Source organism: Haloarcula sp. Atlit-120R (assembly GCF_003665885.1).
GTDB classification, from domain to species: Archaea; Halobacteriota; Halobacteria; order Halobacteriales; family Haloarculaceae; genus Haloarcula; species Haloarcula taiwanensis.
In genome coordinates this window covers 443,214-467,527 of sequence record NZ_QPLN01000003.1, presented here as the reverse complement: position 1 = coordinate 467,527, position 24,314 = coordinate 443,214, and the positions used below count along the sequence as shown (strand labels likewise).

Below are 24,314 nucleotides of genomic sequence, written 5' to 3'. Positions count from 1 at the left end.
ATCGTTTGGCCGACCACGAGCAGTCCGAGTACCGTGACCGAGACGACTGCCATCGCGTACACGTACGTGCGGCCGAGCCGTCGCTGCCAGGAGCACCTTTTTTCGTGAGGAGCGCGCCAGCACCGGCCGTGAGTGCGACGAAGCCAAAGAGGACGTGAACGCCGAGGGTGGTGTGTTCAAGGAATGCCATGATACCGATACTTCTGAAAATCATATAAACAGGCCTGTGACACGGTGAAGCGGTCATTTCCATCGGTGGACAAATACGTCAGTATCACTGACTGTGCCCGACTCGTGCCCTGTATTCAGCACAGCCACTGCAGACTCCCAGTGAGCAGGGGTTTCAACAGAGTCAGCTGATCTAGCTCCGGACACCTGTCGGGACTACTTCCGACGCTCGATCGAAGACCTATACAACTCGTTGTAGCCGCTGTAGAGCGAGTTATTTCCTCATAGCAGCGATTGAAAAAACCCAGCGAGGATGCGAATTGACTGCGGTGAATTCAGTTGCTCAGGGAGAAGGTGTGAGTATCGTCCGAGAAATAGGGTGGCTAATCGGTGCAGCGTGTGGCGAAAACGTGACGATTACAGGGGCGTCTCCGTCGGCGCAGCCAATAGATATGCCAGCTATCCACAGCGTGACTTTATGTGTCGCCTACAGCTACAGTCTGCCACTTGACGAACGATGAGTGCTGACCAATCGCTCGAAATTCTTGTCGTGGCCATTCTCTACATGTACATATTTGTGATGGTCATCGGACCGGCTCTTGAGTCGGTTACCGGCCTGCAAGCGCTCTCAGCGGACGGTGTGAGAGGCATTGAACGCACATGGGCGTTAGTCTCAAACCCACAGGGCTGGTTACTCTGTCTCGGCTACGTCCCCGTCCATTACACGTACCTGTTCGTCCGCGCACGACTCGCTGGTGAACCGATTGATGTCTACTGGGAGTAGTCCAGTGCTCGCAGAACGGTATACAGGTGAATACAATGGGACTCTGTGTTGTCTTGCAGTGGTGATTTCACGGCTGCGCTCGAAGCGCGGGAGAGTGCGATGCTGTCCAACACGATGTCGTGTCCAACCGAGACACCGACACCGGGAACCATATCATCCAGGGCATTCCCGAACCACGCCCCCTCTATGACTACCACCATCCCGGTTAACCCTGAGCGAGCGCACGGCATCGACACCACCGGTGCCGATTCGGCGATGAGCAGTAACCGCCGCGGTCACTGGTTGACCTTGCAACGCACCCGGAGGACTGAGAAGGTCAAATGGCCGTCTACCGGCGGTGTACTTGTCCCAAATACCGCTCACGTCATGCGTGAGTGTCCGAGTGATCGCCTCCACGGAAAGACAGGGTGAGCAATTTCATGGGAGGTTGTGAATTCATCGACGCTCTTGCTCCCACTCACGGAGGTGCGGGTTCTCCGGTGTGAACCAGCCTGCAAGCCCGTCCGCATCGGTTCGGATGCCGACGGCCCGCCGTGACCAGTCGACCACGGCTTTCCCCGCTGAGAAAACGACCACAGGAGCGAAAACCGATAGATCGAGTCCGGACGCACCACCCGCAGCGTCAGGAATAACGAGCCCACCGAAAACCAGATCGAGTATGAGTCCGAGCACCAACAGGCCGATAATAGTCACAGGAACCACGACAATCGCCAGCATAATATAAAAGGCAACGACCCGCTGTGCCGCCTCAACTGTCATATATGCCGACCAGTCTTCGTACGTCCTCGGTACGAAATACTCCCGTCGGAGTTCAGCGAGTTGCGACGTACAGACTAGCAGTGATCCGAGTATGACAGTCGGTGACCGAAGGGCAGTCACCGGATTCGACAGGGTGTTAGTTAGATAGCCCCACAGTATGGCGAGAAACAGCACGACGGCCAGCGACCGTCCGACAACAGGGAAGTTCCGCCGATACATCGGGGGGAGGCGCGACTCGACTGCATCCGGAAACACGCTTTTGAGCCTGTCCATCGGTTCGGGCTCGCCGCTCCAGTTGTCCTCGTTGATCTCCTCGCGTCTCCCGTAGCCAACGATATAGAATTCGCGGTCTTTTAGGACGACTGGCTGTTTCGCGAACAGTGCTGCCACGCTGTAGGCAGCCACCATTACGACGACCTCGATCCAGTAGAGGACCAGTATTTCGGCTGCACGCCATCCCAGAACCACGACTCCTGCTACCGGAAGTGAATTCGAGACAAGAACAAGAGTCAGTGTGAGCCACTGCCGGTCAGCAGGTCGCTGGAGGGCCGCTGAAGACATCCAGAAGGGGTGTCAGTGCGGCTGAGATAATTGTATTTCTATTTTGACGGTCTCGTCCACCATCGAAGCAAGTAGACGATTGCGGACATCCAGAATGCAGCAAGGAAGACATACATCGCATCGCCTTGCGGGTATATGGACTGTGTGAACTCCAGTGAAACTGCATAGCCGATAGCAGCGACAAGGATAGGAATGCCGACGTGTGCGAGAAGGTATGGCTGCTGAGTGGTCTCTCGGAGCCAATCTCCCCGGCTATGAAGATACATTGCGACCCCTGTTAGCGGGGTCAAAACCAGTATCAGTCCGACAAGTCCGAAAGCAGAAAGAATCGACACGAGATCAGTTGTTGAAGCAAAGAAAACGGCCCAGATGACGAGTGGTGACAGGACGACATACCCGAATATAACAAGCGGCCATCCTCCGGGGAGATCGATACGTAATTCAAGCTGCTCAACGAGAGCTAACGAAAACGGATACCGCCATGCTGTCCCGAAGATGGCTTTTACCATTGCAATGAGTCCGACGGCGAATGTCCAAACCGTGACACCGAACCAAAGGGTAAAAAGTCCGGAGATAGCGATACCGGCAATCGTCGACACGGACGACGGAAGAACAGAAACATCGGTGATGCCCTGTCCAGTAAGTTCGGCATAAGTGAGGAAAGAGCCGAGCGTGATGGCTGTTATCAGCAACACGGTGAGGTGCCAGTCAAGTGCATTACGGGCGTTTCGCTTTGTGAATTCGTCAGTGGCGAGGAGGTACAGGAGTCCAGCTCCGACGACACCGGTTGGAATCGCGAAGAAATGGATGAGGATTCCACTGAGTGAGCGGTCATCGAGCAGTTTGGGTCCGGGCGTGGGTGGTGTGGAGGACATGGGTTGCGTGGCAGGCTTCGAACTGTGGTACTGATCTCTGATTCACTTTGCTTAGGTCGACGGCAGGACGTTCAGTGGGCCGTATCTGTCACGAACCCACCGAACAGTCCGTTCGGTGACGAGCAACAGTATGCTCACGAATACTAGATCAAACGCGGTGCCCCAGAGAACGATGTCACTTTGGGTCCCGCGCACGTCAGTCCCAGCGACCGTGAGGACGCCACCGAGTGCGAACATGACAAGGCTCAACTGGAACCCAGCGAGCACAAGTGTGCGGATTCCGGCCGTGTCCGAGAAGGTAAGGAATCCGCGAGTGGAGAGCCGATCCAGCGGGGTGTTTGCGTTCAGCGCATGTTTGCCCTCGGGCGATACCGGCCAGTCCGACTCTGGATGGTTGATGTAGTACAGGCTGATCGAGTCAGGATACGTCTCAGTTGCGACAACGTCGATCTCCTGTAGTTCCTGAAGCCGGTTCCGAACCGTGGCCCGACTAACCTCAGGCTTGATGCGCGCATGCAGTTGACGGATCGAAAAGAACGGTCGATCGGACGCAAGCATCGTCTCGACGACGTGTTCCTGTGTGAGTGTGTTGTCGAGGTTCCGGTCAATCCGTTCATCGATCCAGGTTGGAATCGCGGACACGGTACCGTCGGATAGTTGACGGGGATAATTAAAATCAGACGAGGATTTCATCCCCTTGAACTGCAATTTGACGGCCGTGAAACGGAGAGCGCCTATCTTCAGTAGCTGAGAAACCACCATACGACACCGAGTTGGGATGCAGCCTCTGAAAAAACAAACTGACGGAGGTTCGGAGCCGCGGACTCCCAACAGGATGTGGAACCACGAATAGTGAGCGCTCTCAACGGGAGCGGCTGTGTTGAGACGACTACCAAAGCCGAGAGCAGTTCGTGCTGGTCTGGATCGCCAACAAAGCGACGAAACGGTTCCCCCCTGTCGATGACACACCTTTCGCGTTGGAGACAGACCGACATCCTCCCCGCGCTAAAGCACGGGGCTTTCTCCTCGACTCTCGGTAATCGTAGACTTCGAGTATTGCTTCAGGAATCGGCCTTAGAGTTCGTACTCGATTGCCCAGTGGTGGAGGTGCGCAAACACGGGAAACAGCGATTCCGCCCTTGCAGTCGGTGTGTACTCCATGCGGGGTGGAACTTCGTTGTAGGCTTTACGGCCGAGTAACCCTGCTTCGTTCAACTCTTTCAGCCGCGTCGAGAGCGTGCTCGGCGCGACATCGAGGTTGGTCTCAAGATCGCTAAACCGGAGCGGCTCCTCGGCGAACGCGAACGCGCTAAGAACCGCCAGTGTATGGGCCTTCCCGATGAGGTATACTTTCCGCGATGAACGACCACGGCGTCACGCGACTCGTGACGTTGATTGGTGCAGGTGTCCGCGAGGACGGTGAATCCGTCACCCATATCAACTGCATCGTTTACTCACTACTCTCTGTCGTATCGAGACTGCAAGATGTGAGCGATAGGTAGGCTGAATGTGACCAGCAGCTTGAACATACTTGACAGTATTTCGGTGTGTGCGGGATGTTACTCGATTTCCAACTGACTACTTCCGCCGCCGTCCTCAGCATCGCTCTCGTCCCACTCGAGTTCGAACTCGACACTCAGCTCGGTCATGTTACCTGCCGGCCCTTCACGTTCAGCTTTGACTTCGAAGGTCGGTCGAGCAGGGGGAGACAGTGTTACGGTCTCAGAGCCTGCTTTCAGAGTGATATCAGCCCCGCTGTCGAGATTGTCCGCGACTGTCCGGAGGTACGATGCAATCTCTTCTCGACTCTGGTCACGTTCCGATTTGAACAGCACTTCTTCTGGCATACGGGAAGTAGTACACAGGCTGTCCAAATAAACCCGCCCTCCAGACGACTACATCACGAACAGGCTTCGGTCTCTTCTCTCGAAAAAATCTTGTTCTATTCCCAGCGCGGGACAGTTATCGTATCGCTGGGTGTACTAAATCCGATATGCAAACGATGACAGACCACCATTCTGTGGACGTAGCATCGTTCGAAGCGAGCGATGATCACATCGCCACTCTCGAAGAGTGGAGAAACAGGCGGTAGATCGGTCTGTTTTCCATAACGGTTCAGCGCCGATAAAGTATGTCAGCAATCCAGTCTTCGAGGAATGGATTAGCTGGTGGCTGTGTCCGGAATTATTATTTTGTTGATGTTTGCCTCGAACAGCACTGTACCGATTAACGGGCTGTCGGTAATATGTTCACACGGTCGATGACGACTGACTCTCTTCCCGGAGCGCAGTGATGCTGCTGTAGACGACAGCACCGCTGACCAGCAGTGCGGAACCAAGGATGAGCGCCAGACTGACCGTATTCAGGGCGTCGATACTGTAGACGTTGCCGATTTCACGGACTGCGACGGCGAGAGCCCCACCGAGCAACATGAGCCCGAAGTACACCTTGATCTCATCCTCGTCGACGATGCTCGTCGCAGCGGACCCTACGCGGGCCCCAAAGGCGCTTCCCGCCAGCAGTGGGAGCACGATACCGAGGTCGACACCGCCGTCCAGCGCGTACAGGAAGCTCCCGAGCCCGCCGGAGAAGACAATCTCGAAGAGGTCAGTCCCGACAGCGATGGGGACGGGAACTCCGATGAGATAGAACAGCGCGGGCATACGGATGAATCCGCCGCCGACACCGAGGAAGCCCGAAAGCAAGCCGGTGACGAACGCGACACCAAGTATCATCCAGAGGGAGACGCTGACGCCGCCACGGAGCGATATCATCGGCGGGATGCGGTACGATTGAATCGTTTTAGCTATCTCCGGGATGTCGTCGGCGTCGATGTCGCCCGCCGCGGCATCGTGGTCAATCCCCTCGCCGCTATCGCCACCTCGAAGTGCCTCGTAGGTGACGAACGCGCCGATACCGCCCAGGAGGACGACGTACGTGACGCTGATGATACTGCCAGCCAGCCCGAGCGCCTCCAGATGGAGGACAATCTCTTTCCCGGCTTCGATGCCGGCAGTCGTCCCGGCGATCATCAGCACTCCCAGTTTGTAATCGACCTGTCCCATGTCTCTGTGCTTCAGTGTGGCAATGACCGATGTACCGAACACAAACGCGAGCCCACTTCCGACGGCGACTCGGGTGGGATACCCCATCACTAGGAGCGCCGGGGTGACAAGGAACGATCCACCCATCCCGAAGAAGCCAAAGAGAACGCCGATGAGCAGGCCGAACCCGACAAACAACACCACCATCGCCAGGCTGAGTCCAAGTATCTCCATCGGTCACTCCCCTCGCAACCGCTCGACGACACGCTGTCCGAATACCTCTTCCACTGCTCCGTACCCGACGTAGAGGATGGCCGCCTCCAGGAGTACCGCGCCGATGAGCATCGCCGCGTCGATGCCGCCTGCGCCCATCGATGTGAAGGCCGCGAGGTCTACCATGGAAGTTCGCCTCCGAAGTTGTGCTGTCGTGCATATATCATACTTTTCTACTCGACCTATCCTAGACGAAGGGTACTGATAACGGTTTTGGGACTGGTGGACAATATTATTGACAAGTATCACACCGCTATCCCACGGGGATATCTGTATACGTTATGTGGATATTGACCACGTCCGGCCCCGCTTCAAAAGCCTATATTTTGCCCGTAATAAAGTTGAGCGCACTCCTCCGTTGCGTTGCTCGAAGTGCAGACCAGTGCGGCGTAGTTCCCGAAACCGACCGGATGTCAGGTGAGACTGCAGCCCTGATTCCCAACACGCACTCAGATGTATTGTGCAATCAAAACAATATTAGTAACCGGTCGCGTATCGTCAAGTATGAGAGCCATCTATGCGACAGACCTCTCGGCGGCGAGTGAAGCGGCGATACAGAACGAGACGTGTCTCGAGTGCCTCGGACGCATCGGTGTCGATACGATCTACCTTGTCACCGTCATCCCATCGAACGTCCACGCAGGGATGCCGGGGATGAACTTCAGCAAGCGGCGCGAGCAAGGCCTCACGCGGTACCAGAACGTGATGGAAGACGCTGGGTTCGAGACCGAGACCCACGTCGTGCGTGGGACACCCCATCGCCGTATCAATGGTATCGCAGAGGCAGAGAAAGCCGACATGACAATAATCGGGTCCAGAGGGCAGAGTCCACTGGACAACCGCGTCATCGGCTCCACGGCCCGGAACCTCGCGCGAACCACGGTGGTGCCGCTGCTGGTCAACCGCATCGAACGCAGTACCGACGAGCCGGACGTACTCAGGGAGCACCTGTTCCAGCGGGTGCTCTATGCAACTGACTTCTCCGAGAACGCGGCGCGTGCCTTTGACGCGTTTCAGTATCTCCGTCACGCGACGCAGGAAGCGACGCTCGTCCACGTCGAATCACCGAAAGATGCGCCAACCGAAAAAGAGCCGTCCGAGCGTCTTGACTCACTCGCGGACACACTGGCGCAGTGGGACATCGAAACGACCGTCGAGATCCGCCGTGGCGACCCCGCCGAGGCGATTCTCGATGTCGAAGCGTCCGTGACGCCAACGACGACGCTCGTCGGCTCTCGTGGCCGGAGCCGGATGCGTCGGCTCTTGCTCGGTAGCGTCTCCGAAGATATTGTCGCGCGGGCGAACGGAAACGTCTACCTCGTCCCGCCCCCGCGAACCGCCTGAAACCGGCGTTCAAAACGCATTCATTGCGGTCATAGACCCGAAGCCGACGGCCAGCGCAAGCGTGAACGACCCGGCCCACGCACCCACGGTGACCAGAATCTTCCGTGGGTCAACCGCCTCGCTGCCGCCGACTGCGGCACCGCTTCCGATGATCGCACTGACGATAATCTCGTTGAACGACACCGGCACACCGAGGAAGACGGCGAGTTGCGCGATGAGGAACGAGGGGATGAGCGCGGCGATAGAGCGCCGTGGGCCCAGCGAAGAATAGTCCTGTGCGAGCGATTTTATCATCCGTGGTGCACCGGTCCACGATCCGACCAGAATTCCGAGGCCGCCCCCCAGCAGGACGGCCGCTGGCGAGAGTACACCGACATCGTCCAGCAGTGGGAGCAACGGACCGACCGCCAGACCGACCTGACTCCCCCCGGCTGAAAAGGCGACCAGTGACCCGAGCGCCAGCAGGACGCGTCTGAGTCCGCCCGCCTCGTCGTGGCGGATGTCTCGGTACACCGCGGCCCACACCACGGCTGCAACAGTGCCGGAGAGGGCGACTGTTGCCACGACGCCGTCGATGTCGAGCAGTCGCGGGCCGAGGCTCGTCAGCGAGCCGGGACCGCCGTCGGGCCCGAGAAACGCGAACTCGACGTTGGCCAGTACGACGCCGACCAGCGCCGCGAGCGTTGGAACCGTGGCCGCCTCCGGGACATCAGGCCGCGGCAGCACACTCGCGATGGCGTAGGCGAACCCGCCGCCGACAACCGGTGTCAGGACCCAGACGGCACCGATTTGCTGGTACTTCCCCCAGACAGGGGTGCCACCGAGAGCCATCCCGACACCGATGATTGCGCCGGTCACAGTAAACGCCGTTGCAATGGGGTAGCCGGTGTAGATGCCGACGGCCATCAGCCCAGCGCCGGCCAGCAGCGCAACGATGACCCCCGTAGCGGGGAGGGTGACGCCGCCGACGAGGCCGCGTCCGACCGCTTCAGAGACGTTCGCCCCTTGTGTCACCGCACCCGCGAGCCCGAAGATGCCAACGACAAACGCCGCCCGCATCGTCGAGATGGCGTTGGCACCGACAGCGGGCGCGAAGGGTGTTGCGCCGCTGGAGCCGGCTCCGATGACCCACGACATGAACAGGCTCGCGAGACCGGCAATCAAGAAGAGCGCGAGAAGCTGGAGTTCCATTCTAAAACCTGTAGATGAAATTCAGTCCGCTCCCGCGGGGGACGGGTCGACGCCATCGGTCGCCCGGCTTCGCCACCAGCCCTGCAGGTACGCACCGATAAACATCCCCGCGAGCGCCCACAGGATGGTCACGTTGCCGATGCCGAGGCTGGCGTATGCGGCACCCGGACAGATTCCGGAGAGCCCCCAGCCGACGCCGAATATTGCGCCACCGATAAGCACGTTCCGGTCGAATGACTTCAGCCGCCGTTCGAACGGGTCGCCGGTCAGCGGTGCCCGGTCCAGCACGCGCGGCATGACGAAGAACACGATTCCCGTCACGGCCGCGCCACCGAACATCACGAACAACAGACCGAAGTCCTCGAACTGGAGGAAGTTCAGCACAACCTCGGGGCGGGCCATGTGGCTGTAGCCGAGGCCGAAGCCGAAGATGAGCCCGCCGACCAGCACGAGCGGGATGAACAACGGGTGTCGGTCCGTCGATGTCGCCATTACGGCGTCACCCCCAGCGCGGCGACCACCTGTGCAGTCAGTATCGCGACCAGCAGGAAGGCGAGGACGCCCGCCAGTGACGTTTTCGAGGCCGACCCCACGCCACAGACGCCGTGGCCCGAAGTGCAGCCTTTCCCGACGCGGGTTCCGACACCGACGAAGAGCCCACCAAGCAACAGCCGCCACCAGGCGACATCTGTCGTCCACGCGCCGCCCTGATAGACGACCGCGTACACGGCCGCGCCGAGGATGATGCCGAGCGTGAACACGAGTCGCCAGTCCCGAGAGGCGACGTACTGCTGGAAGCGCGACTGACTGGAGACGTACGACAGCGTCGATTCGAGGAACGTGCTTGCGCCGGCGCTGATGCCGGTGCCCACGTAAATAACCGCCGCGCCGAGACCAACGAAGAGGCCGCCGATGGCGTACCGGCTGATACCGTTGGGGAACAGCTCGGCGGCCAGTTGCAGCGGGACAGGATCAGCTACCATCGACGGTTAGTCACCCGCGAGCGATTCCTGGCTCGCCGCGCAGTTGTTCGGTCCGAGTTCCAGCGTGAACGCCTCCTCGTCGTCGACGGTGTTCTGGCCGAGGTTCGTCGCGATGATGTCCTCGTAGTTCGCCGGTCGCGGTGGCATATCGGCCAGAATCGTCTCGACGAAGTCGTCCTCGTCCATAGTGAGAGCGTCCATCTCCTCGACAAGCTGGCCGATCGGTGCGGTGTAGGTGCCGTCGTTCGCCGGTTCGGCCGCGTCGCTGAAGTGCGCGCCCCCGATGAGCGTGTCATCGGGCAGTGTCAGCACGCGCTCCTGCAGTGACTCATAGAGCATTCGGGCCGCATCGGGCGCACCCTCGTCGCCCTCTTCGAGGTCCGGCCGGGCGACACTCTCGATGAAGAGCCCGTCACCGGTGGCGAGCAGGCTCTCGTCGATGAGATACGAAGTCATCCCGGTCGTGTGGCCGGGCGTCGCGACAGTCTCGATGGTGACGTTGCCGACCTCGAAGGTGTCGCCGTCCTCGGCAGTCGTCAGGTCGTCGGCGTAGGTGACCCCGCGGTCCACAGCAGCTGCGGGGATGACGCCTTCAACACCCGCCGCATCGAGTTCCCGGACCCCCGAAATGTGGTCTGCGTGGATGTGCGTGTCGAGCGCATACTTCAGGTCGACGCCCAGCTCGTCAGCATCGTCGAAGTATCGGTCGGCAAAGGCCCGCAGCGGGTCGATGACGGCGGCTTCGCCGCCGTCGTAGACCAGATACCCGAGACAGCCAGAGGACGGGCGCTGGTACTGCAACAGTGTGCCAGCCCCGTCGTAGTCGGTGACTTCGACGGTCTCGTAGATGCGCGCCCAGCCGTTCATTCCGTCTTCGAGGTGGTGCACGTCGTAGCCGCGTTCCGCAAGCGTGCCAGCGACGTACTCGCTGGCACCCCCTTTGGCACAGAGAACCGTGACCTCGCGGTCATCCGGAACGTCCGCGATGATGTCCGCATCCAGCTCGTCTTCCAGGAAATGGAAGTACGGGACGTTGATGGACTCGACGTTCTCCCCGTCGATGTGCCACTCCTCGTAGTCCCCAGACATACGCGCGTCGAGGATCGTGACCGACTCTCCGTCGTCGATGCGCGATTTCAGCGTCTCAGGCGTGACCGATTCGACGTCTGCGTCCGGCGTCGGGAAGTCTTCAGCGTTCATGTAGTACACTCATTGCTACAGGGTTGAGGCATAAAAGGGTTTGTATAGAAATCCCTAAAACATACAATACTAATGCAGCAACCACTCGGAAGTATATAGAGGATAGTGGTTTTAGGTGTTCTGTAGTGTCTTATCGCATCGATCAGCCAGTACTTGTCGTGCCAGAATTGTGCAATAATCGAAAACACTTTAACTGTCGAACTGATATTGTGCAGTAGCTCCAATACAGTAGATGGAGTCCTTCCAACAATGAGTGAAGCATTCGATATCGCGGAGACGCTCGACGTGAAAGGTGCATCGTGCCCAATGCCGGTCGTCAAGACGAAACAGGCGATAGACGACCTTGCAGAGGGCTCAGTACTGGAGGTCATCGCGACCGACAGCGGCAGTATGAGTGACATCAAAGGATGGGCCGACGGAACGAACGGCGTGGCGCTGCTCGAACAGGTCGACGAGGGCGACGTGTACAAACACTACGTCGAGAAGACGGCCTAAAATGAGCACGGACACACCATCGGCGGGTGACGACGATTCGATGACCGAGGCGGAGCTACAGGCTCGCATCGAAGAACTCGAAGAGACCGTCGCCGACCTGGAAGCCGACGACGAGCAAAAGAAGATGACCATCATCGCGACGCAGGGGACCTTCGATATGGCGTATCCGCCCCTTATCCTTGCCAGCACCGCGGCCGCGTTCGGCTGGGACGTCGTCGTGTTCCACACGTTCTGGGGACTGGATATCCTCCACGAGGAGAAATCCGGGGACCTCCAGCTGTCGGCTGTCGGTAACCCGAACATGCCGATGCCGAACGCGCTCGCGGCGTTGCCTGGCATGGACCGCATGGCGACGCGGATGATGGAAAAGCGCATCGACGACAACGGGACGGCGACGATCGACGAACTCATCGAGCTGTCGCTGGACCAGGGCGTCGAACTGCAGGCGTGTCAGATGACTATCGAGCTGATGGACTACGACGAGGACGACTTCCACGATGACGTCACTGTCGGCGTCGGCGCGGCCACCGCGCTCCAGCACATGGCCGAGTCCGACATCCAACTGCTCGTCTGAGCGACGAAAGCCACTGAGCGGCTTCTGACGGACCCTACTAATGAACCAGACACTCGCAATCGTTGATGCATCAGTCGGTGAGACACCCGCAGAACGAAACCTGACCCGGTCGCTCAACGCCGACACGGCGGTGTACAAAATCAGCGATGGTCATCTCCCACCGGTGCCCGCGGGCGGCGACTGGAGGTACGACGGCGTAGTCATCAGCGGGTCACAGACATCGGTGTACGACGACCACGGCTGGATTCACGACCTCACGTCGTGGGTCCGGGCTGTACACCGCGCGGACGTCCCGGCTCTGGGGATCTGCTGGGGCCACCAGTTCCTCGCTCAGTCTCTCGGCGGGCGCGTGGTCGACATGGGCGAACACGAACTCGGTTACCGAACAGTCAATCGTCGAGGCGAGGACCCGTTGTTTGCAGACATGTCGTCGTCGTTCACCGCGTTCCAGACACACTCCGACCGGGTCGCCGAACTGCCTGCGGGCGCGGTGGAACTGGCACGAAACGAGTACGGCATACAGGCGTTTCGACTCGGCACGCGCTACGGCGTCCAGTTCCACCCCGAGTACGACCGCGAGACGGCCGAGTGGGTCATCGGCAACAAGGACCTCACCGACGACCGGCGAGCGGCAGTTACGTCAACGATTACCGATGAGTCGGTCGCGGCCGCTCAGGAGGCGAGGACGGTGTTCGAGAACTTCCTCGGACTGGTCGCCACCCATCAGCGGCGGTCGGGTCGGTTCGACTGACTCGGTACGTCAGAATTCCGCCGTCAGTGCCGTCGCGTCGCCGATCTTCTTGTAGTCGACGTAATCGGCCCCACGAAAATCCTCAAGCAGGTCCATCGCTGCCCGAGCGCCCTCTCCGACTGACGTGGAAATTTGTTGCTGACCACCGGTCACGTCGCTGGCCGCGTATACTCGGTCGGCTGCCGTCGACTGGTCGGGTGCGGTCTCGAGTTCCCCGCCCTCGACCGGGCTACCGAGTGCCTCCGCGATGTCGGTGCCACCAGCGGTGCCCAGGGCGACGAACAGACCATCAACAGCGATTCGTCCGCCCGCTTTAGTGCGGATGGCTTCCAGTCCATCCTCGCCGACTAGCCTGTCGAGTGCTGGCATGGTCTGTTGTCGTGTGCCAACCACAGATATATGCTGGTTTCGCGTGTCGGCTGTGACATGACAGAGACACAGTCGCAGTCGACCGGTGGACGAGTCGCCTCGCTGGCCACGCTCGAGCGAGCAGTCGTCGTTCTCGTAGTCATTACTGCTATAACGCATATCTACCCCGGCATCGTTGAGGGTGCACCGCCGCTCGTGCTCGCTGGCTTGGGCTTTCTCGGCGGCGCAGCGTTATACGTCCGCGGCATCCGCAGGCGCACGCTTGCCATCGCGGCGATACCGTACACTGCCGTCCAGATCCCGCTGTGGCTGGTAATAAAAGCGGGCAACTACACGCTTGTCGGCTACGTTGACAAGGCGGTTCAGGTGGTACTAGTTGTGGCGCTGCTAGTCCTCGTCCTCACTCGATACCGCGACTGACAGCCTCCCCCAGTGGTCGAGGCTTCTCTCCGAATCTTCGGTAAACCGGTGTGTCACCGCCAGACGTGGGTGCGCATGAGCGAACGGTATTTTCTCACAGTCTTGGAATCAACGCACATTATTAAATGCATAGCTAGCCTACGTCCAGACGAGAAAGCATGACCACCAATCAAAGTCACACTGAGTCTGACACGACTGTCGACGCTCGGGGCGCGACCTGTCCGGGTCCGCTGATGGACCTCATTTCGGAGGTTCGGGCCGTCGACACCGGTTCCGTTATCGCCCTGTTGAGCGACGCCGAGAAGTCGCCGACGGAGGTGCAGGAGTGGGCCGACGAGTCCGGCAACGAAGTCCTCGCGATTGTCGATGAGGACGACCACTACAGGATTCACGTGAAGAAACTATGACTGAACACATCGCAATCGTCGGTGGCGGCACCGGTGGCACCGTACTGGCGAACACCCTCGCGGAGAAACTCGACGCAGAGCTAGCCGCCGGCGAGGTCGAAATCACGCTGTTCAACGACAGTGAAGACCACGTCTACAAACCGGTGTGGCTCTACGTCGCGTTCGGACAGCGCGAACCCGCGGACGGCCGGCGGCCTCTTCGAGAGGTCGTCGACGACCGCGTTACCATCCGGCAGGACTACGTCGTCGATGTGGACTACGAGCGAAAAGAACTCGAACTTGTTGACGCCATCGACCCCGCGCCGTACGACAAACTCGTCGTCGCGACGGGGGCACAGCTCGAACCGGAGCGGGTTCCGGGCCTCGCTGAAGCCGGGCACCACTTCTACGGGGAGGAGGGTGCGCAAGCTCTCCGTGACGAACTCTTGGAAATGGACGGCGGCCACATCGTCCTGAGCGTTGTCGGGACGCCACATATGTGTCCGGCCGCGCCGCTTGAGTTCACGTTCATGGTCGACGACTGGCTCCGAGAACGCGGCCGTCGAGAGGCGTTCAATATCACGTACACCTACCCCATCATGCGGGTCCACGGGAACGAACACATCGCGGAATGGGCCGACCCGCGCCTCCGGGAGCGCGACATCGGCATCGAGACGATGTTCAACGCCGAGGCGGTCGACCCCGAGGCACAGACGATCACGTCGATGGAAGGGACAGAGCTGGACTATGACCTCCTCGTCGCTATCCCGCCACACACCGGTAGCGATTTCGTTGAGTCGGCTGGGCTCGGCGAGGGAGGGTGGGTGGATGTCGACAAGCACACGCTCGAGGCGACCGGCTTCGACGACGTGTACGCAATCGGCGATGCCGCCCAGACCGGGGTCCCAAAGGCCGGGAGCGCGGCGCACTATCAGGCTAATGTCGTCGCTCAACGGCTTGCAAGCGATCTTCGAGGCCAGCCAGCGACGGCGGTCTACGGCGGTAAGACCATCTGCTTCATCGAGACCGGGATGGACGACGCCACGTTCGTCGAGTTCGACTACGAACGCCCGCCGGAACCGAGTGAGCCGACCCGGGCCATGCACTGGTCGAAGCTTGCCTACAACGAGTCGTACTGGCTCACAGCGCGGGGGCTGCTCTGAGGTGACCACTTATGAGTGAACAACAACCATCAGCCGACGACTTGACCGAGGAACTGACCACCGCCATCGAAGAGAACCCTGAGGCGTTCGCCACGTTCGTCCGCAACCTGGATACTGTCAACGAACTGGTCGAAGTAGCCGAACTCGGGACTGCTGCGATGGACGACGAGATGATCACATCCCTCGCCGGGACCGGGGCCTCGCTTGGTGAACTTGCGGATACGGCCGCCAGCGACGACACACGGGGCGCGCTACAGACCGTCCTCGGCGCACTCGGCGACGCGAACTCCAGCGGACCAGTTGACCTGCACGACGTCTGGGATGGGATTCGAAGCGGCGAGTTTCTCACCGGCGTCCGATACTTGCTCGCGGTCGTTCGGTCTCTCGGACGCGCCGCGCAAAACCAGTGAAAGCGGATTTTTTGTCGTCACGCGCGCGAACAAGCGGAAACCGGCTCCCATCTACCTTCTGAAGAATCAGTTGTCGGCTACTGTGAAACCGGTAGGTCCAGACTGTTCACCGTGTGTCGACAGAACAGGTGTCGATACCCAAGAGTCCGTACAGCCCGCAAAAGCCGGTGACCCCAGTGGCGAGCAGCAACACCGAGGTAAACCCGAGCACAGGCGCGAGTATCGCCGGCAGCGGAACGGCGGTGGCGAGGATACCGAGCGATAGCAACCCTGCGAGGGCACCGATGAGAATTCTGGCAGTCTTGTCTGTCGAACCGACGTTGCGCTCCATGCTACACACTAGGTCCTCCGAGGATAATAGCGTTTCGATTGTGCAATATACACAATAGCGGCCCCGAACTCACGGGTACCAGCGTTCACCAGCCATACTGTCTCACCGCCGAACCGATTTCGGTCTCTTGCTGGCGATTGCGGCGTGGACCTATCAGCCCACGCGATGTGGTTCCACTGCGATATCGAACGCGGATAACACGGCCGAAGAATCAGGCGTAGCTCTCGATGAGCGAGCGGAGCCGTGGCTCCTGTTGCATTCCCACCATGCGCTCGACCGGCTCCCCATCGGTGAACAGCAACAGCGTTGGCACGCTACGGACGCCGTATTTTGCTGCTAACTGCTGGTTTGCGTCGATATCGACTTTCGCCACGGTCGCGACAGTGTCAGCGGCGATGCGTCCGACGACGGGTTCGAGTTGCTTGCACGGTCCACACCAGTCAGCGTAGAAGTCTACGAGGACGACCCCATCACTGACGGTGTCCTGTAGTTCTCCCGCGCCGTGGACGTGGACGGGGTCGGCCGGCGACTCGTTGTTCCGGTTCTCAGCGGCGGTCCCTCGCTCTCCGTTTCGGAGTTCTTCGAGCTTCTTCTGTCGAATTTCTGCTAGCTCGTCGGCCATCACCGTCCAGTATGTGCTCGGTGCGTTTATTTGTTTTGCGGCTTTCATACAATACTATATCCTGTGGCGGGCGGCCCGCCCCCTCCAAGCCGGTCACGACACACTTGCTTATCAGGACAGCGTCTTGCTGAGGAGTCATGTCTCTGGGCGCTGCCCTGAATCCCACGCCGCCCATGGCCCCGAGCGTCGTGCCAGCGTCATCAAGACCGCACTGCTCAGATCGCGGTGGCCCTCATTTCCCGGTTCCCTCTGTCGCTCAGTCCACAACGAGACGAAGCAGTCTGTAACTCAACCCGTGTTCAGACCGGGAACGGCGGTGCCGCGGGATTCAGCGCGCCGTCAGCCACCATCGAGTAGATAGGGAATCCGTAAGCGATGACAACGAGCACGACAGCGATGACGAACCAGAGCTTGACGTTGTCGAGGACCCGCGGACTGTCGGACGGCCCGGAGATAGGTTCGGGGAGGTGGCTGTCGACGCGCAACCGACCGCGACCCCGCTCAGCCAGCCAGGTCCCGACCATCACGAGGACGAACATGAGCGCCCCGAGCGTCAGTAGCGTCCCGCCAATAGCAATCTGGAGACGCATCTCCGCCATTGACCCCAGTACCGGCGCAAAGTCGAACTGCTGGTACTGGGGTTCTGCGGTCCGCCGGGGGACACCGGCGAGTCCCGCGCGGTGCATCGCGTTCGACATCAGCCCCATCCCGATGAACCAGATGTAGGGCTGGACCTGCGCGATGCCGTAGAACTGGAGCCGTTTCCCGGTAATCTGCGGGTAGAGCCAGTAGCTTATCGCCATCATCGTCAGGGCGCTGGCCGTCCCGACGGTGAGGTGGAAGTGGCCGGGAACCCACAGTGTGTTGTGGATGAGGGAGTTGATGTTCATTCCGGCGTTGATAATGCCGGAAAAGCCGCCGGCGGCGAACATCATGCCTGCGAGCGCACAGCCGGCAAAGGCCGGCTTCCCCCACGGAAGCGCCTTCAGCCAGCCCAGATAGCCGGTCCCGCCACGCTGGCGAGCGCCGTACTCCATGCTCGCGACGACGGTGAACGCGGTGAGGAAGCTCGGCAGCAACAGGAACATCGTGTTGGTCATGGCGATGAACTTGAACCCCTCTGGCACGCCGGGGTCCGCGTACTGGTGGTGGAAGCCGACCGGGGTCGAGAGGATGAGAAAGAGGATGAACACGACGCGTGCGAGCGGGTCACTGAACAGCCGTCCGCCGGAGAGCTTCGGGAGGACGGTGTACCACGCGAAGTACGCCGGCATCAGCCAGAAGTAGACGACAGGGTGGCCGAAAAACCAGAACAGCGTCCGGGTCAACAGCGGGTCCACGCTCTCAATGAGGCCAAGTGAGAGCGGGAGGAGGAAGAACAACACTTCGACGGCGACGCCGAGCGTGGCAATGTACCACATTAGCATCGTCGTCACGATCATGAACATCTGGAGTGGAATACGCTCACCGGGGTTGTCTTGCCGCCAGTGGTAGTAGGTACGTATCCAGTCGGCCCCGGCAAGCCACGTCCCGACAAGCCAGGCTGCCAACCCAGCATAAAACAGCGGATGGGCTTGCAGCGGCGCGTAGAACGTGTACAGTACGTCCGCAGAAAACGGGATTTGGCCGACCAGCCCGCCGAAGATGGCTGTTGCTGTCATCACCGCACCGGAGAACATGAGCAGGAACCACGCCAGAGAAAACCGCGGCGAGGGGAGCTCCCTGCCGAGGCTTCGGCTCGTGCCCCACGTGAAGATGCCTGTCAGGAAGAAGATGGTGAAAAACAGCGCGAGCAAGACGCCGTGGCCTGTCAACACGGAGTAGTAATCGGCAGAACTGATCACGCCCCGGAAGACATTTGTTCGGTGGAGGGCCTGGACGATACCTAGGAGCGCACCGATTGTCAGTGCGGTAAACGAAACCCCCATCGAGAGACGAGTGATGCGCGCAGCGCTGGGGAACTTGTCGACAAAGGCGAGGCGGTCCGACAGTTGTGCCGTGTCGCTTTCGTAGGCTTGTGGCTGTTCTGACTTGTGTGGGTGTGCCATCTCAGTTCACCTCGGTCTGAGTAAACTGCGCGGCCGGAACGACGTGCAACGAGCCTTCCATCGTGTGATGGCCGCTCCCGCAGTACTCGTTGCAGACGAGTCCGTACTCGTCCGGTTCATCGAATTCGACAGTGACCGTCGCTACCTGTCCAGGGACGGCCATCGTGTTGATGTTCGTGCCAACGACCTCGAAGCCGTGGATCACGTCCGTGCTTGTCACGTGGAACGTGACGGTGCTGTTAGCCGGGACACGGACTGGCTCGCTTGTCCCGGGGACGAACAGGAACTGCTTCGCTTCGATATACACGTCGTAGTGGCCCGGTTCACTGCCGTTGTACACACCTGGCTCTCGGAAGTTCTCGCTGGCCGTCGCATCTGTGGGGTCGACCTGGCCGCCAGTGTCATCGACCATCCCGTAGCCAGCGCCGACAGCGCCGTATGTCACAGTGCCAATGAACAGGACAATCATCGCGAGCGCGGCCACCAGCCACAGCCGTTCGAATCTGTGGACGTGCATTTTATCCCACCACCGACGGCCCGTTCCCGAGAAATTCGACGAAGTACATGAACAGCCACATCAGCGAGATGACCACGAAGTACAGCACGAGCAGTAGTCCGGTCCCGACCGGGTCGAACGCGTCGTGGTCGACCGACTCCGTCTCGCGTTGTGGGACTTCGGACTCGAACATCTGTCCACTGTGTGGAGTGGCGACTCGTTCAGTGGTGGTCGTCGCGGGAGAAAACGACGGCTCCGGTCTATCTCGCCAACTCAGTAGATATACCGCACCGATACTGAGTCCAGTAAGCCCCAGTGCCACTACCGTGACGACGAGCCCGGACCCGCTACCCCCGCTCGCGGTGCCAGCGCCTGCTTCCTGTGCACTTGCAGCGCCGACGGACACGAGTGCAGCCACTGACGACGCCGCTCGGAAGACCACTCTACGGATGCGTCGACAGCTATGCAGTCGGTCGCGGCCGGCTTGCGGCCTCACGGTGCCTGATCGGTCCTCTGTAGTACCCATACTGTTTCGTCTTCTGCGACCCGATGGAATTGTAACCTCCCTTGTCGCAGGACAAGTCCGCAACACCTGACGGCTCCCCTCGACGCTGGGCTATCGTCGGAACGACGGTGCTAGTGCACTGATTGCGGCGATCAACTCCTTCGGCGGGTTAGCCCAGTGGCTGGTAGATGGGAACCGATGGATGTGGAACCGTCAGACCGAAGATCAGCAGTCCATGCGACAGCGGAAGATACCCCAGAACGAGGAACACTACCCCGAGCGCGCGATGCAGTCGAGACTGAAACCGCGGTGAAACCGAGTTGAAGGCGACACCGTACCCAAACACCGCAGGGACGGTTCCGAGTCCAAGCACGGACAGTGCGAGCGCGCCATAGGCCGGTGACCCGATAGCGAAGGCGTACAGAAACGCCGGATAGAGGAGTGGGCACGGGAGAATACCGTGTACTGCACCCAGCGCGATGATACGCGGACCGCCGACCCACTGGTCGACGTGCTTGTGTAACCGCGTGCTAAAACGCCATAGCAGTGACCCAGACCCGACCCCAGCAATAGCGCTCGTCGCCGTCCCTGTCCGGAGGTACAGCCCCCCGGTCACCATGATGAATCCCCCAACAGCGATTCCGGCGACTGCCCGAAAGCTATCTGCCAGCGCAACGACGGCTGCCGTGTCATAGACGATGGTTCCGAGCAGCCCCATGAGCGCGCCGAGAAGCGCGTAGCTCACTGTTCGCCCGAAGTTGAACAGGAGGTGCTGGCGGATCTCTGCCCAGGCGACCGGGCCGTCGTCGCCTAACCGGTCGGCGTACAGGGTAACGAGCGGTCCACACATTCCCAGGCAGTGTGCACCGCCGAGGAGCCCAATCAAGGCGAAGACTACGAGGCCGATATCGCCGCTCACCACCCCTGTGCCGTGGCCACCGGTCATCATCGCCGTCGGCTCACCGCACGCTTGATAGTGGTGATATCATCCGCGCCGAACATGACCCGAACGGCGACGACGATGAGGGCCGTATTGATGACTGCCAGGAACGCAACTGGTTCGAGTGCGACTACGAACGCGACTACGAACGGAATTGCGAACAGTCCGATGAGGGGCAACCGCGAGACAGGTATCGAAAGCATACCAGGCAGTCCCACCTTCCGTGAGTTAGTCTTCCGTTTGGCCTGTGACAACTCCGGGTAGCAACAGGGGGTAAAGCGCACTCTCGCTACGTCCGGTCAGTTGTCACGGGAACAGCAACGAGGTTCCCCCACTCAGTCCACGCCCCGTCGTAGTTTCTGGCCGAGGAATAACCGAGAAGTTCAGACAGCACAAACCACGTTAACGACGATCGTTCGCCGATCCGGCAGTAGACAATTATGTCGCGGTCGCTGTCGATATCATACTCGCAGTAGAGCCGACGGAGTGCTTCGAGAGATTTGAATCGACCGTCAGAGCGGAGATTCTCGGACCAGACGATGTTCACTGCGCCGGGAATATGCCCGCCTCGCTGTGCGGATTCCGTCATCCCCGGCGGTGCGAGGATAGTCCCGTCGTACTCTTCGGGAAGCCGGACATCGACAAGCGCGGTCGGCTTGGACAGTGCTCGGTGCACGTCGTGTCGATACGCTCTCACATGCTCGTACGGGCCACCCGGCCGATACGACCGTGGCGTGTACGACGGGACGCTCTCGCTCGTCGGTCGCCCCGACTCAAGCCAGTGTCTCCGGCCCCCATCGAGGAGATAGATGTCTTCGTGGCCGTAGTAGGTGAGCATCCAGTACAGGTGCGCCGCAAACCAGTTCGAGCTGTCTCCGTAGAGAACAAGCGTCGATTGGTCCGTGATGCCACGTGTGCCAAGGAGGTCTGCGAGCGCCGCTTTCGATGGGATATCGCGTCGCGTTTCGTGCTGGAGGTGTCGTCGCCAGTCGATCGAAACCGCACCGGGGATGTGCGCTTCAGCATAGAAATCGGTGTTAAGGTCGACTTCGACGAGTCGCAGGTCCGGCGAATCAGACGCGACAGTCTCGAGCCGATGCTCAAGCCATTCTGGCGTGACCAGCGCGTTCTTGATCCGCTGTGGCTGATTCCGGTGGGCACTCATTGTCCAGTTCGGTCGGTCGTAGTGCTGTCGTGTCTGCTGATACTTAAAATAAATACATAGTTCTACGTTCGCCGACTGACAACTGTGCGAAAATTCCAGTGGCCGGCGAGACGGTTTCAGACCGGAACCGACAGATACCGCTACCAAGCTGCGGCGAACGTTAGCAGATCGATACCGATTATAAAGAGGATTATCAACAGCGCTATTGCAATAACGACTTTGACGAACCACGGGAGGGAGTCATCAGCGGCAGTGTTGCTCATATAGCTATGTTATGTCCCTGAACGCCTGTATCTTGTCTTGTCCTGCGACAAGCGCGCGAGGGGATGCTGTCAGCAGAGACGCGATCTGGTTGCCGCTCAAAAAACGAACAACCAGAACCGAAATTGACTGTACTGTCCACACGCAAAACAGAACAGATGCGGGAGTTTGTCTTCGAGATCCGGTACAACGACGGCGTCGACGAGCTAATGGATCTGTTCATCGAGACACCGGAAGCCCGTTCGACGACGTTCCTCTGTTCGATGGGGAACGCGCAACTCTGGCGGCTGGACCGAATAACGGGCCCCACTTCTGTCGTGGAAGACGCGACGGCGCTGTTGACGGGGTCGGCGTACAATCAACTGAGTATCAGTGACCGCCCCTGCGGCGGCCGCCACTACAGTGACGTGCTCGAAAACGGCTCCCAGCGCAGTCTCGTCTACAGCTACTTCGAGGATCTCGTCCACTGCGACTCGGTGCCAACGATCACGAACCGGTATATCAACGGCGCACTCCTCTTCGAAATAACCCGGCAGGAGAACACCGAGCGCTGGCGCATCCTCATGGAGGACGATAAGAAAGTCGGTATGCTGTACGATACACTGGGAGGCGTCCTTCAGGACGGACTCTCTTTTCACTTCGACCACGTAAGCGACGCGGCCGGCCCGTTGCTTACCCTGTTTGACTCAGTTTCTGTTCGGCCGGAACAGAGCCGAGTGCTCGAACTGGCTGCCGAGAAGGGCTACTACGAGACGCCACGCGAGACGACCCTCGACGATATCGCGTCGGAACTCGATTGGCCGCGCTCGACGGTCTCGTACAGGCTGCGTCAGGCCGAGGCGGCACTCGTCGAAGCGTACATCTCGACGATGTGACGGCGTGAGTGATACGCCGGTGCCGCTTCTATTCCGACCTGCATACCGCGAGGTAGCTTGGCGATATTTATGTTCGCCGGACAGTTCGGGCACGCACAGACCAACTTCCACTACGCACACTCCTGTCGTCTGACCCAGACGGCCTCGTATTCCTTTACCGATTCTCACACGCAAGCGCCGAGGACTTCGAGTCCAGCGTTGAGCATATACGAGACGACCCTGTCGGGAGCCAGCTAACCGCTGTCGACGCGAACCGGCTCTACCGCGGCGGCACCGAGTACCAAGGCCCGGTCATCAACCTCTTTCAGACGGAGGCCGCCGCAAAGCAACTGTACCCCGGCCAGTTCGGTGCGTGGAATGGTCTCGGAGATCCCGTATCCGAAGCGGAGCGCCTGTTCAATTACCAGCGCGTTGCGGATGTTATCAACGATCAGATCTGTGACGAGTGCTCGTCCTGTGTCGGGACCCGAGCCGCTTCCCGAGACAGCGATACTAGGAGCAGCATCTCTGTGCGCTTGTTTCCGACGGACTGTGTTCACTCTCGGTCTGTCGGGTCTTCTACGCTAGCCATCATGTAATCGACGATGACTCTGATAGTTCTCTGTCTAACAGCGGAACCGGTGGGGTGGCTAACAGCGGAACCAGTGGGGTGGGGGTGTGGAGCAATTCCACCTGCAGATGTTGGGACCACGCTTTACTATCTCACTTTACTCAGATCGTGACCGGGGCGTGTGAACCGGGACAACAATGGCTCCACGACGGTAGATATTTGCCACTGGGACAAGAGGTTGCTAAGAACATCAACAATCCAACTGAGGGCAGGTAATGTCGAGCCACTACATCACGTCAGCGGACCATCTTCCCGAGGAAGCACAGACCGAAACCACACTGCAGATTACGGATGCGCAGACGAAACGGATTTTCGAAGCGCGCGTTCGGATTGCCAGGGACCCTGCTGAACTCACTGACCCGGAACCCCTAACAATCGTCGCCGGACCACACGAGAGTGTCAGTGAGACCAGATACGTCGAATTGCTCGACGAGACTGACGAGACCGGTATTGATCACGAGCTAGTCGCTCATCTGGCGGCTGAACAGGAGACGGCGTCGAATATCCTCAATACTCGCTCTGACGACCTGAAAGTACTCTTGCAGTATCTCGTCGAGACCGGCGAGTACGAGTCAACGTCCGATGCGCTTCGGGAAATCGCGTTCGACCACCTCGCCACGGAACGACCGGCACTCCTTGACGCTTACGCGGAAGTCCGTCGCGAATTTGATGACGACCCACTCAGGCGGGTCCTCGAAGAACAGGAGTGAT

At 59.7% G+C, this 24,314-nt stretch carries 33 protein-coding genes; 11 read left to right on the top strand and 22 right to left on the bottom strand.

Features of this window, described 5'->3' with window-relative positions:
* Window positions 1-685: 685 nt before the first annotated feature.
* Window positions 686-952, top strand: a complete 267-nt coding sequence (locus DVK01_RS14045; RefSeq protein ID WP_101351560.1) for a hypothetical protein — start codon at window positions 686-688, stop codon at window positions 950-952.
* 435 nt (window positions 953-1,387) lie between these two features.
* Here DVK01_RS14045 and DVK01_RS14035 read toward each other — a convergent pair whose 3' ends face one another.
* The 7 genes from DVK01_RS14035 to DVK01_RS22290 form a co-directional block, all read right to left on the bottom strand.
* Window positions 1,388-2,272 (bottom strand): DUF6498-containing protein, encoded by an 885-nt coding sequence (locus DVK01_RS14035; RefSeq protein WP_121537201.1) that lies wholly within the window; start codon window positions 2,270-2,272, stop codon window positions 1,388-1,390.
* Between the two features lie 38 nt (window positions 2,273-2,310).
* Window positions 2,311-3,147: a DUF4870 domain-containing protein gene (locus DVK01_RS14030; protein WP_121537199.1), complete on the bottom strand. Its 837-nt coding sequence runs from the start codon at window positions 3,145-3,147 to the stop codon at window positions 2,311-2,313.
* A gap of 51 nt (window positions 3,148-3,198) precedes the next feature.
* Window positions 3,199-3,789 carry a hypothetical protein gene (locus DVK01_RS14025; protein ID WP_101351556.1) on the bottom strand — a complete coding sequence of 197 codons (591 nt, stop codon included), beginning with the start codon at window positions 3,787-3,789 and terminating at the stop codon, window positions 3,199-3,201.
* 432 nt (window positions 3,790-4,221) lie between these two features.
* Window positions 4,222-4,488, bottom strand: coding sequence for a helix-turn-helix domain-containing protein (locus DVK01_RS14020; protein ID WP_121537197.1), 267 nt, complete (start codon window positions 4,486-4,488; stop codon window positions 4,222-4,224).
* Window positions 4,489-4,706: 218 nt separating this feature from the next.
* Window positions 4,707-4,994 (bottom strand): amphi-Trp domain-containing protein, encoded by a 288-nt coding sequence (locus DVK01_RS14015; RefSeq protein WP_101351554.1) that lies wholly within the window; start codon window positions 4,992-4,994, stop codon window positions 4,707-4,709.
* 402 nt (window positions 4,995-5,396) lie between these two features.
* Window positions 5,397-6,425 (bottom strand): sulfite exporter TauE/SafE family protein, encoded by a 1,029-nt coding sequence (locus DVK01_RS14010; protein ID WP_101351553.1) that lies wholly within the window; start codon window positions 6,423-6,425, stop codon window positions 5,397-5,399.
* Window positions 6,426-6,428: 3 nt separating this feature from the next.
* A complete protein-coding gene (locus DVK01_RS22290; protein WP_170084266.1) occupies window positions 6,429-6,590 on the bottom strand; it encodes a hypothetical protein in 162 nt (53 codons plus the stop codon).
* A 378-nt stretch (window positions 6,591-6,968) separates the two neighbouring features.
* On the opposite strand from DVK01_RS22290, the gene DVK01_RS14005 reads away from it, so the two are divergent.
* On the top strand, window positions 6,969-7,808 hold the full coding sequence (locus DVK01_RS14005; RefSeq protein ID WP_121537195.1) for a universal stress protein: 840 nt from the start codon (window positions 6,969-6,971) through the stop codon (window positions 7,806-7,808).
* Between the two features lie 9 nt (window positions 7,809-7,817).
* Here DVK01_RS14005 and DVK01_RS14000 read toward each other — a convergent pair whose 3' ends face one another.
* From DVK01_RS14000 to DVK01_RS13985, 4 genes are read right to left on the bottom strand one after another with little or no spacing between them, the layout of a single operon-like run.
* Window positions 7,818-8,999 carry an inorganic phosphate transporter gene (locus DVK01_RS14000; RefSeq protein ID WP_121537193.1) on the bottom strand — a complete coding sequence of 394 codons (1,182 nt, stop codon included), beginning with the start codon at window positions 8,997-8,999 and terminating at the stop codon, window positions 7,818-7,820.
* A 21-nt stretch (window positions 9,000-9,020) separates the two neighbouring features.
* Window positions 9,021-9,491: a YeeE/YedE family protein gene (locus DVK01_RS13995; RefSeq protein WP_121537191.1), complete on the bottom strand. Its 471-nt coding sequence runs from the start codon at window positions 9,489-9,491 to the stop codon at window positions 9,021-9,023.
* Entirely contained in the window at window positions 9,491-9,982 is a 492-nt protein-coding gene (locus tag DVK01_RS13990) for a YeeE/YedE family protein (RefSeq protein WP_101351549.1), read from the bottom strand. Before DVK01_RS13990 ends, DVK01_RS13995 begins: the two co-directional genes overlap by 1 nt.
* Window positions 9,983-9,988: 6 nt before the next feature.
* The gene (locus DVK01_RS13985; RefSeq protein ID WP_121537189.1) at window positions 9,989-11,182 is read right to left on the bottom strand and encodes an MBL fold metallo-hydrolase; all 1,194 of its coding nucleotides are present in this window, start codon (window positions 11,180-11,182) and stop codon (window positions 9,989-9,991) included.
* A 249-nt stretch (window positions 11,183-11,431) separates the two neighbouring features.
* Between DVK01_RS13985 and DVK01_RS13980 the strand changes: the two genes are divergently transcribed.
* From DVK01_RS13980 to DVK01_RS13970, 3 genes are read left to right on the top strand one after another with little or no spacing between them, the layout of a single operon-like run.
* On the top strand, window positions 11,432-11,677 hold the full coding sequence (locus tag DVK01_RS13980) for a sulfurtransferase TusA family protein (protein WP_101351547.1): 246 nt from the start codon (window positions 11,432-11,434) through the stop codon (window positions 11,675-11,677).
* Window position 11,678: 1 nt separating this feature from the next.
* Entirely contained in the window at window positions 11,679-12,251 is a 573-nt protein-coding gene (locus tag DVK01_RS13975; protein ID WP_101351546.1) for a DsrE/DsrF/DrsH-like family protein, read from the top strand.
* 40 nt (window positions 12,252-12,291) lie between these two features.
* Window positions 12,292-13,002: a type 1 glutamine amidotransferase gene (locus DVK01_RS13970; protein ID WP_121537187.1), complete on the top strand. Its 711-nt coding sequence runs from the start codon at window positions 12,292-12,294 to the stop codon at window positions 13,000-13,002.
* Window positions 13,003-13,011: 9 nt separating this feature from the next.
* On the opposite strand, the gene DVK01_RS13965 is transcribed toward DVK01_RS13970, so the two are convergent.
* A complete protein-coding gene (locus DVK01_RS13965; RefSeq protein ID WP_199722351.1) occupies window positions 13,012-13,371 on the bottom strand; it encodes an FAD-dependent oxidoreductase in 360 nt (119 codons plus the stop codon).
* 57 nt (window positions 13,372-13,428) lie between these two features.
* Between DVK01_RS13965 and DVK01_RS22285 the strand changes: the two genes are divergently transcribed.
* From DVK01_RS22285 to DVK01_RS13945, 4 genes are all read left to right on the top strand, one after another.
* Window positions 13,429-13,791, top strand: coding sequence for a hypothetical protein (locus tag DVK01_RS22285; protein WP_199722349.1), 363 nt, complete (start codon window positions 13,429-13,431; stop codon window positions 13,789-13,791).
* Between the two features lie 158 nt (window positions 13,792-13,949).
* Window positions 13,950-14,198 carry a sulfurtransferase TusA family protein gene (locus tag DVK01_RS13955; protein WP_121513121.1) on the top strand — a complete coding sequence of 83 codons (249 nt, stop codon included), beginning with the start codon at window positions 13,950-13,952 and terminating at the stop codon, window positions 14,196-14,198.
* Window positions 14,195-15,340, top strand: coding sequence for an NAD(P)/FAD-dependent oxidoreductase (locus DVK01_RS13950; protein ID WP_101351543.1), 1,146 nt, complete (start codon window positions 14,195-14,197; stop codon window positions 15,338-15,340). Before DVK01_RS13955 ends, DVK01_RS13950 begins: the two co-directional genes overlap by 4 nt.
* Before the next feature lie 11 nt (window positions 15,341-15,351).
* Window positions 15,352-15,750, top strand: coding sequence for a hypothetical protein (locus tag DVK01_RS13945; protein WP_115804010.1), 399 nt, complete (start codon window positions 15,352-15,354; stop codon window positions 15,748-15,750).
* Between the two features lie 106 nt (window positions 15,751-15,856).
* Here DVK01_RS13945 and DVK01_RS13940 read toward each other — a convergent pair whose 3' ends face one another.
* The 9 genes from DVK01_RS13940 to DVK01_RS22850 form a co-directional block, all read right to left on the bottom strand.
* A complete protein-coding gene (locus DVK01_RS13940) occupies window positions 15,857-16,081 on the bottom strand; it encodes a DUF2892 domain-containing protein (RefSeq protein ID WP_121537183.1) in 225 nt (74 codons plus the stop codon).
* Window positions 16,082-16,292: 211 nt separating this feature from the next.
* The gene (trxA, locus tag DVK01_RS13935) at window positions 16,293-16,703 is read right to left on the bottom strand and encodes a thioredoxin (RefSeq protein ID WP_121537181.1); all 411 of its coding nucleotides are present in this window, start codon (window positions 16,701-16,703) and stop codon (window positions 16,293-16,295) included.
* 299 nt (window positions 16,704-17,002) lie between these two features.
* The gene (locus DVK01_RS13930) at window positions 17,003-18,631 is read right to left on the bottom strand and encodes a b(o/a)3-type cytochrome-c oxidase subunit 1 (RefSeq protein ID WP_233562788.1); all 1,629 of its coding nucleotides are present in this window, start codon (window positions 18,629-18,631) and stop codon (window positions 17,003-17,005) included.
* Window positions 18,632-18,752: 121 nt separating this feature from the next.
* Window positions 18,753-19,268 (bottom strand): cytochrome c oxidase subunit II, encoded by a 516-nt coding sequence (locus DVK01_RS13925; RefSeq protein ID WP_101351538.1) that lies wholly within the window; start codon window positions 19,266-19,268, stop codon window positions 18,753-18,755.
* A 1-nt stretch (window position 19,269) separates the two neighbouring features.
* Window positions 19,270-19,665, bottom strand: coding sequence for a halocyanin (locus tag DVK01_RS13920; RefSeq protein WP_101351920.1), 396 nt, complete (start codon window positions 19,663-19,665; stop codon window positions 19,270-19,272).
* A gap of 256 nt (window positions 19,666-19,921) precedes the next feature.
* On the bottom strand, window positions 19,922-20,701 hold the full coding sequence (locus tag DVK01_RS13915) for a sulfite exporter TauE/SafE family protein (protein ID WP_121537177.1): 780 nt from the start codon (window positions 20,699-20,701) through the stop codon (window positions 19,922-19,924).
* Window positions 20,698-20,895, bottom strand: coding sequence for a hypothetical protein (locus DVK01_RS13910; protein ID WP_101351536.1), 198 nt, complete (start codon window positions 20,893-20,895; stop codon window positions 20,698-20,700). Before DVK01_RS13910 ends, DVK01_RS13915 begins: the two co-directional genes overlap by 4 nt.
* Window positions 20,896-20,981: 86 nt before the next feature.
* Entirely contained in the window at window positions 20,982-21,857 is an 876-nt protein-coding gene (locus DVK01_RS13905) for a sulfurtransferase (RefSeq protein ID WP_121513114.1), read from the bottom strand.
* A 140-nt stretch (window positions 21,858-21,997) separates the two neighbouring features.
* Window positions 21,998-22,120 carry a hypothetical protein gene (locus DVK01_RS22850; RefSeq protein WP_255410218.1) on the bottom strand — a complete coding sequence of 41 codons (123 nt, stop codon included), beginning with the start codon at window positions 22,118-22,120 and terminating at the stop codon, window positions 21,998-22,000.
* Between the two features lie 156 nt (window positions 22,121-22,276).
* Between DVK01_RS22850 and DVK01_RS13900 the strand changes: the two genes are divergently transcribed.
* Complete coding sequence (locus DVK01_RS13900) at window positions 22,277-22,993, top strand: helix-turn-helix domain-containing protein (protein ID WP_121537175.1); 717 nt, start codon at window positions 22,277-22,279, stop codon at window positions 22,991-22,993.
* Window positions 22,994-23,226: 233 nt separating this feature from the next.
* Here DVK01_RS13900 and DVK01_RS21865 read toward each other — a convergent pair whose 3' ends face one another.
* The gene (locus DVK01_RS21865; RefSeq protein ID WP_158598768.1) at window positions 23,227-23,532 is read right to left on the bottom strand and encodes a hypothetical protein; all 306 of its coding nucleotides are present in this window, start codon (window positions 23,530-23,532) and stop codon (window positions 23,227-23,229) included.
* A gap of 286 nt (window positions 23,533-23,818) precedes the next feature.
* On the opposite strand from DVK01_RS21865, the gene DVK01_RS13890 reads away from it, so the two are divergent.
* Window positions 23,819-24,313, top strand: a complete 495-nt coding sequence (locus DVK01_RS13890; RefSeq protein ID WP_121537173.1) for a ubiD operon protein — start codon at window positions 23,819-23,821, stop codon at window positions 24,311-24,313.
* The last annotated feature ends 1 nt before the right edge of the window (window position 24,314 follow it).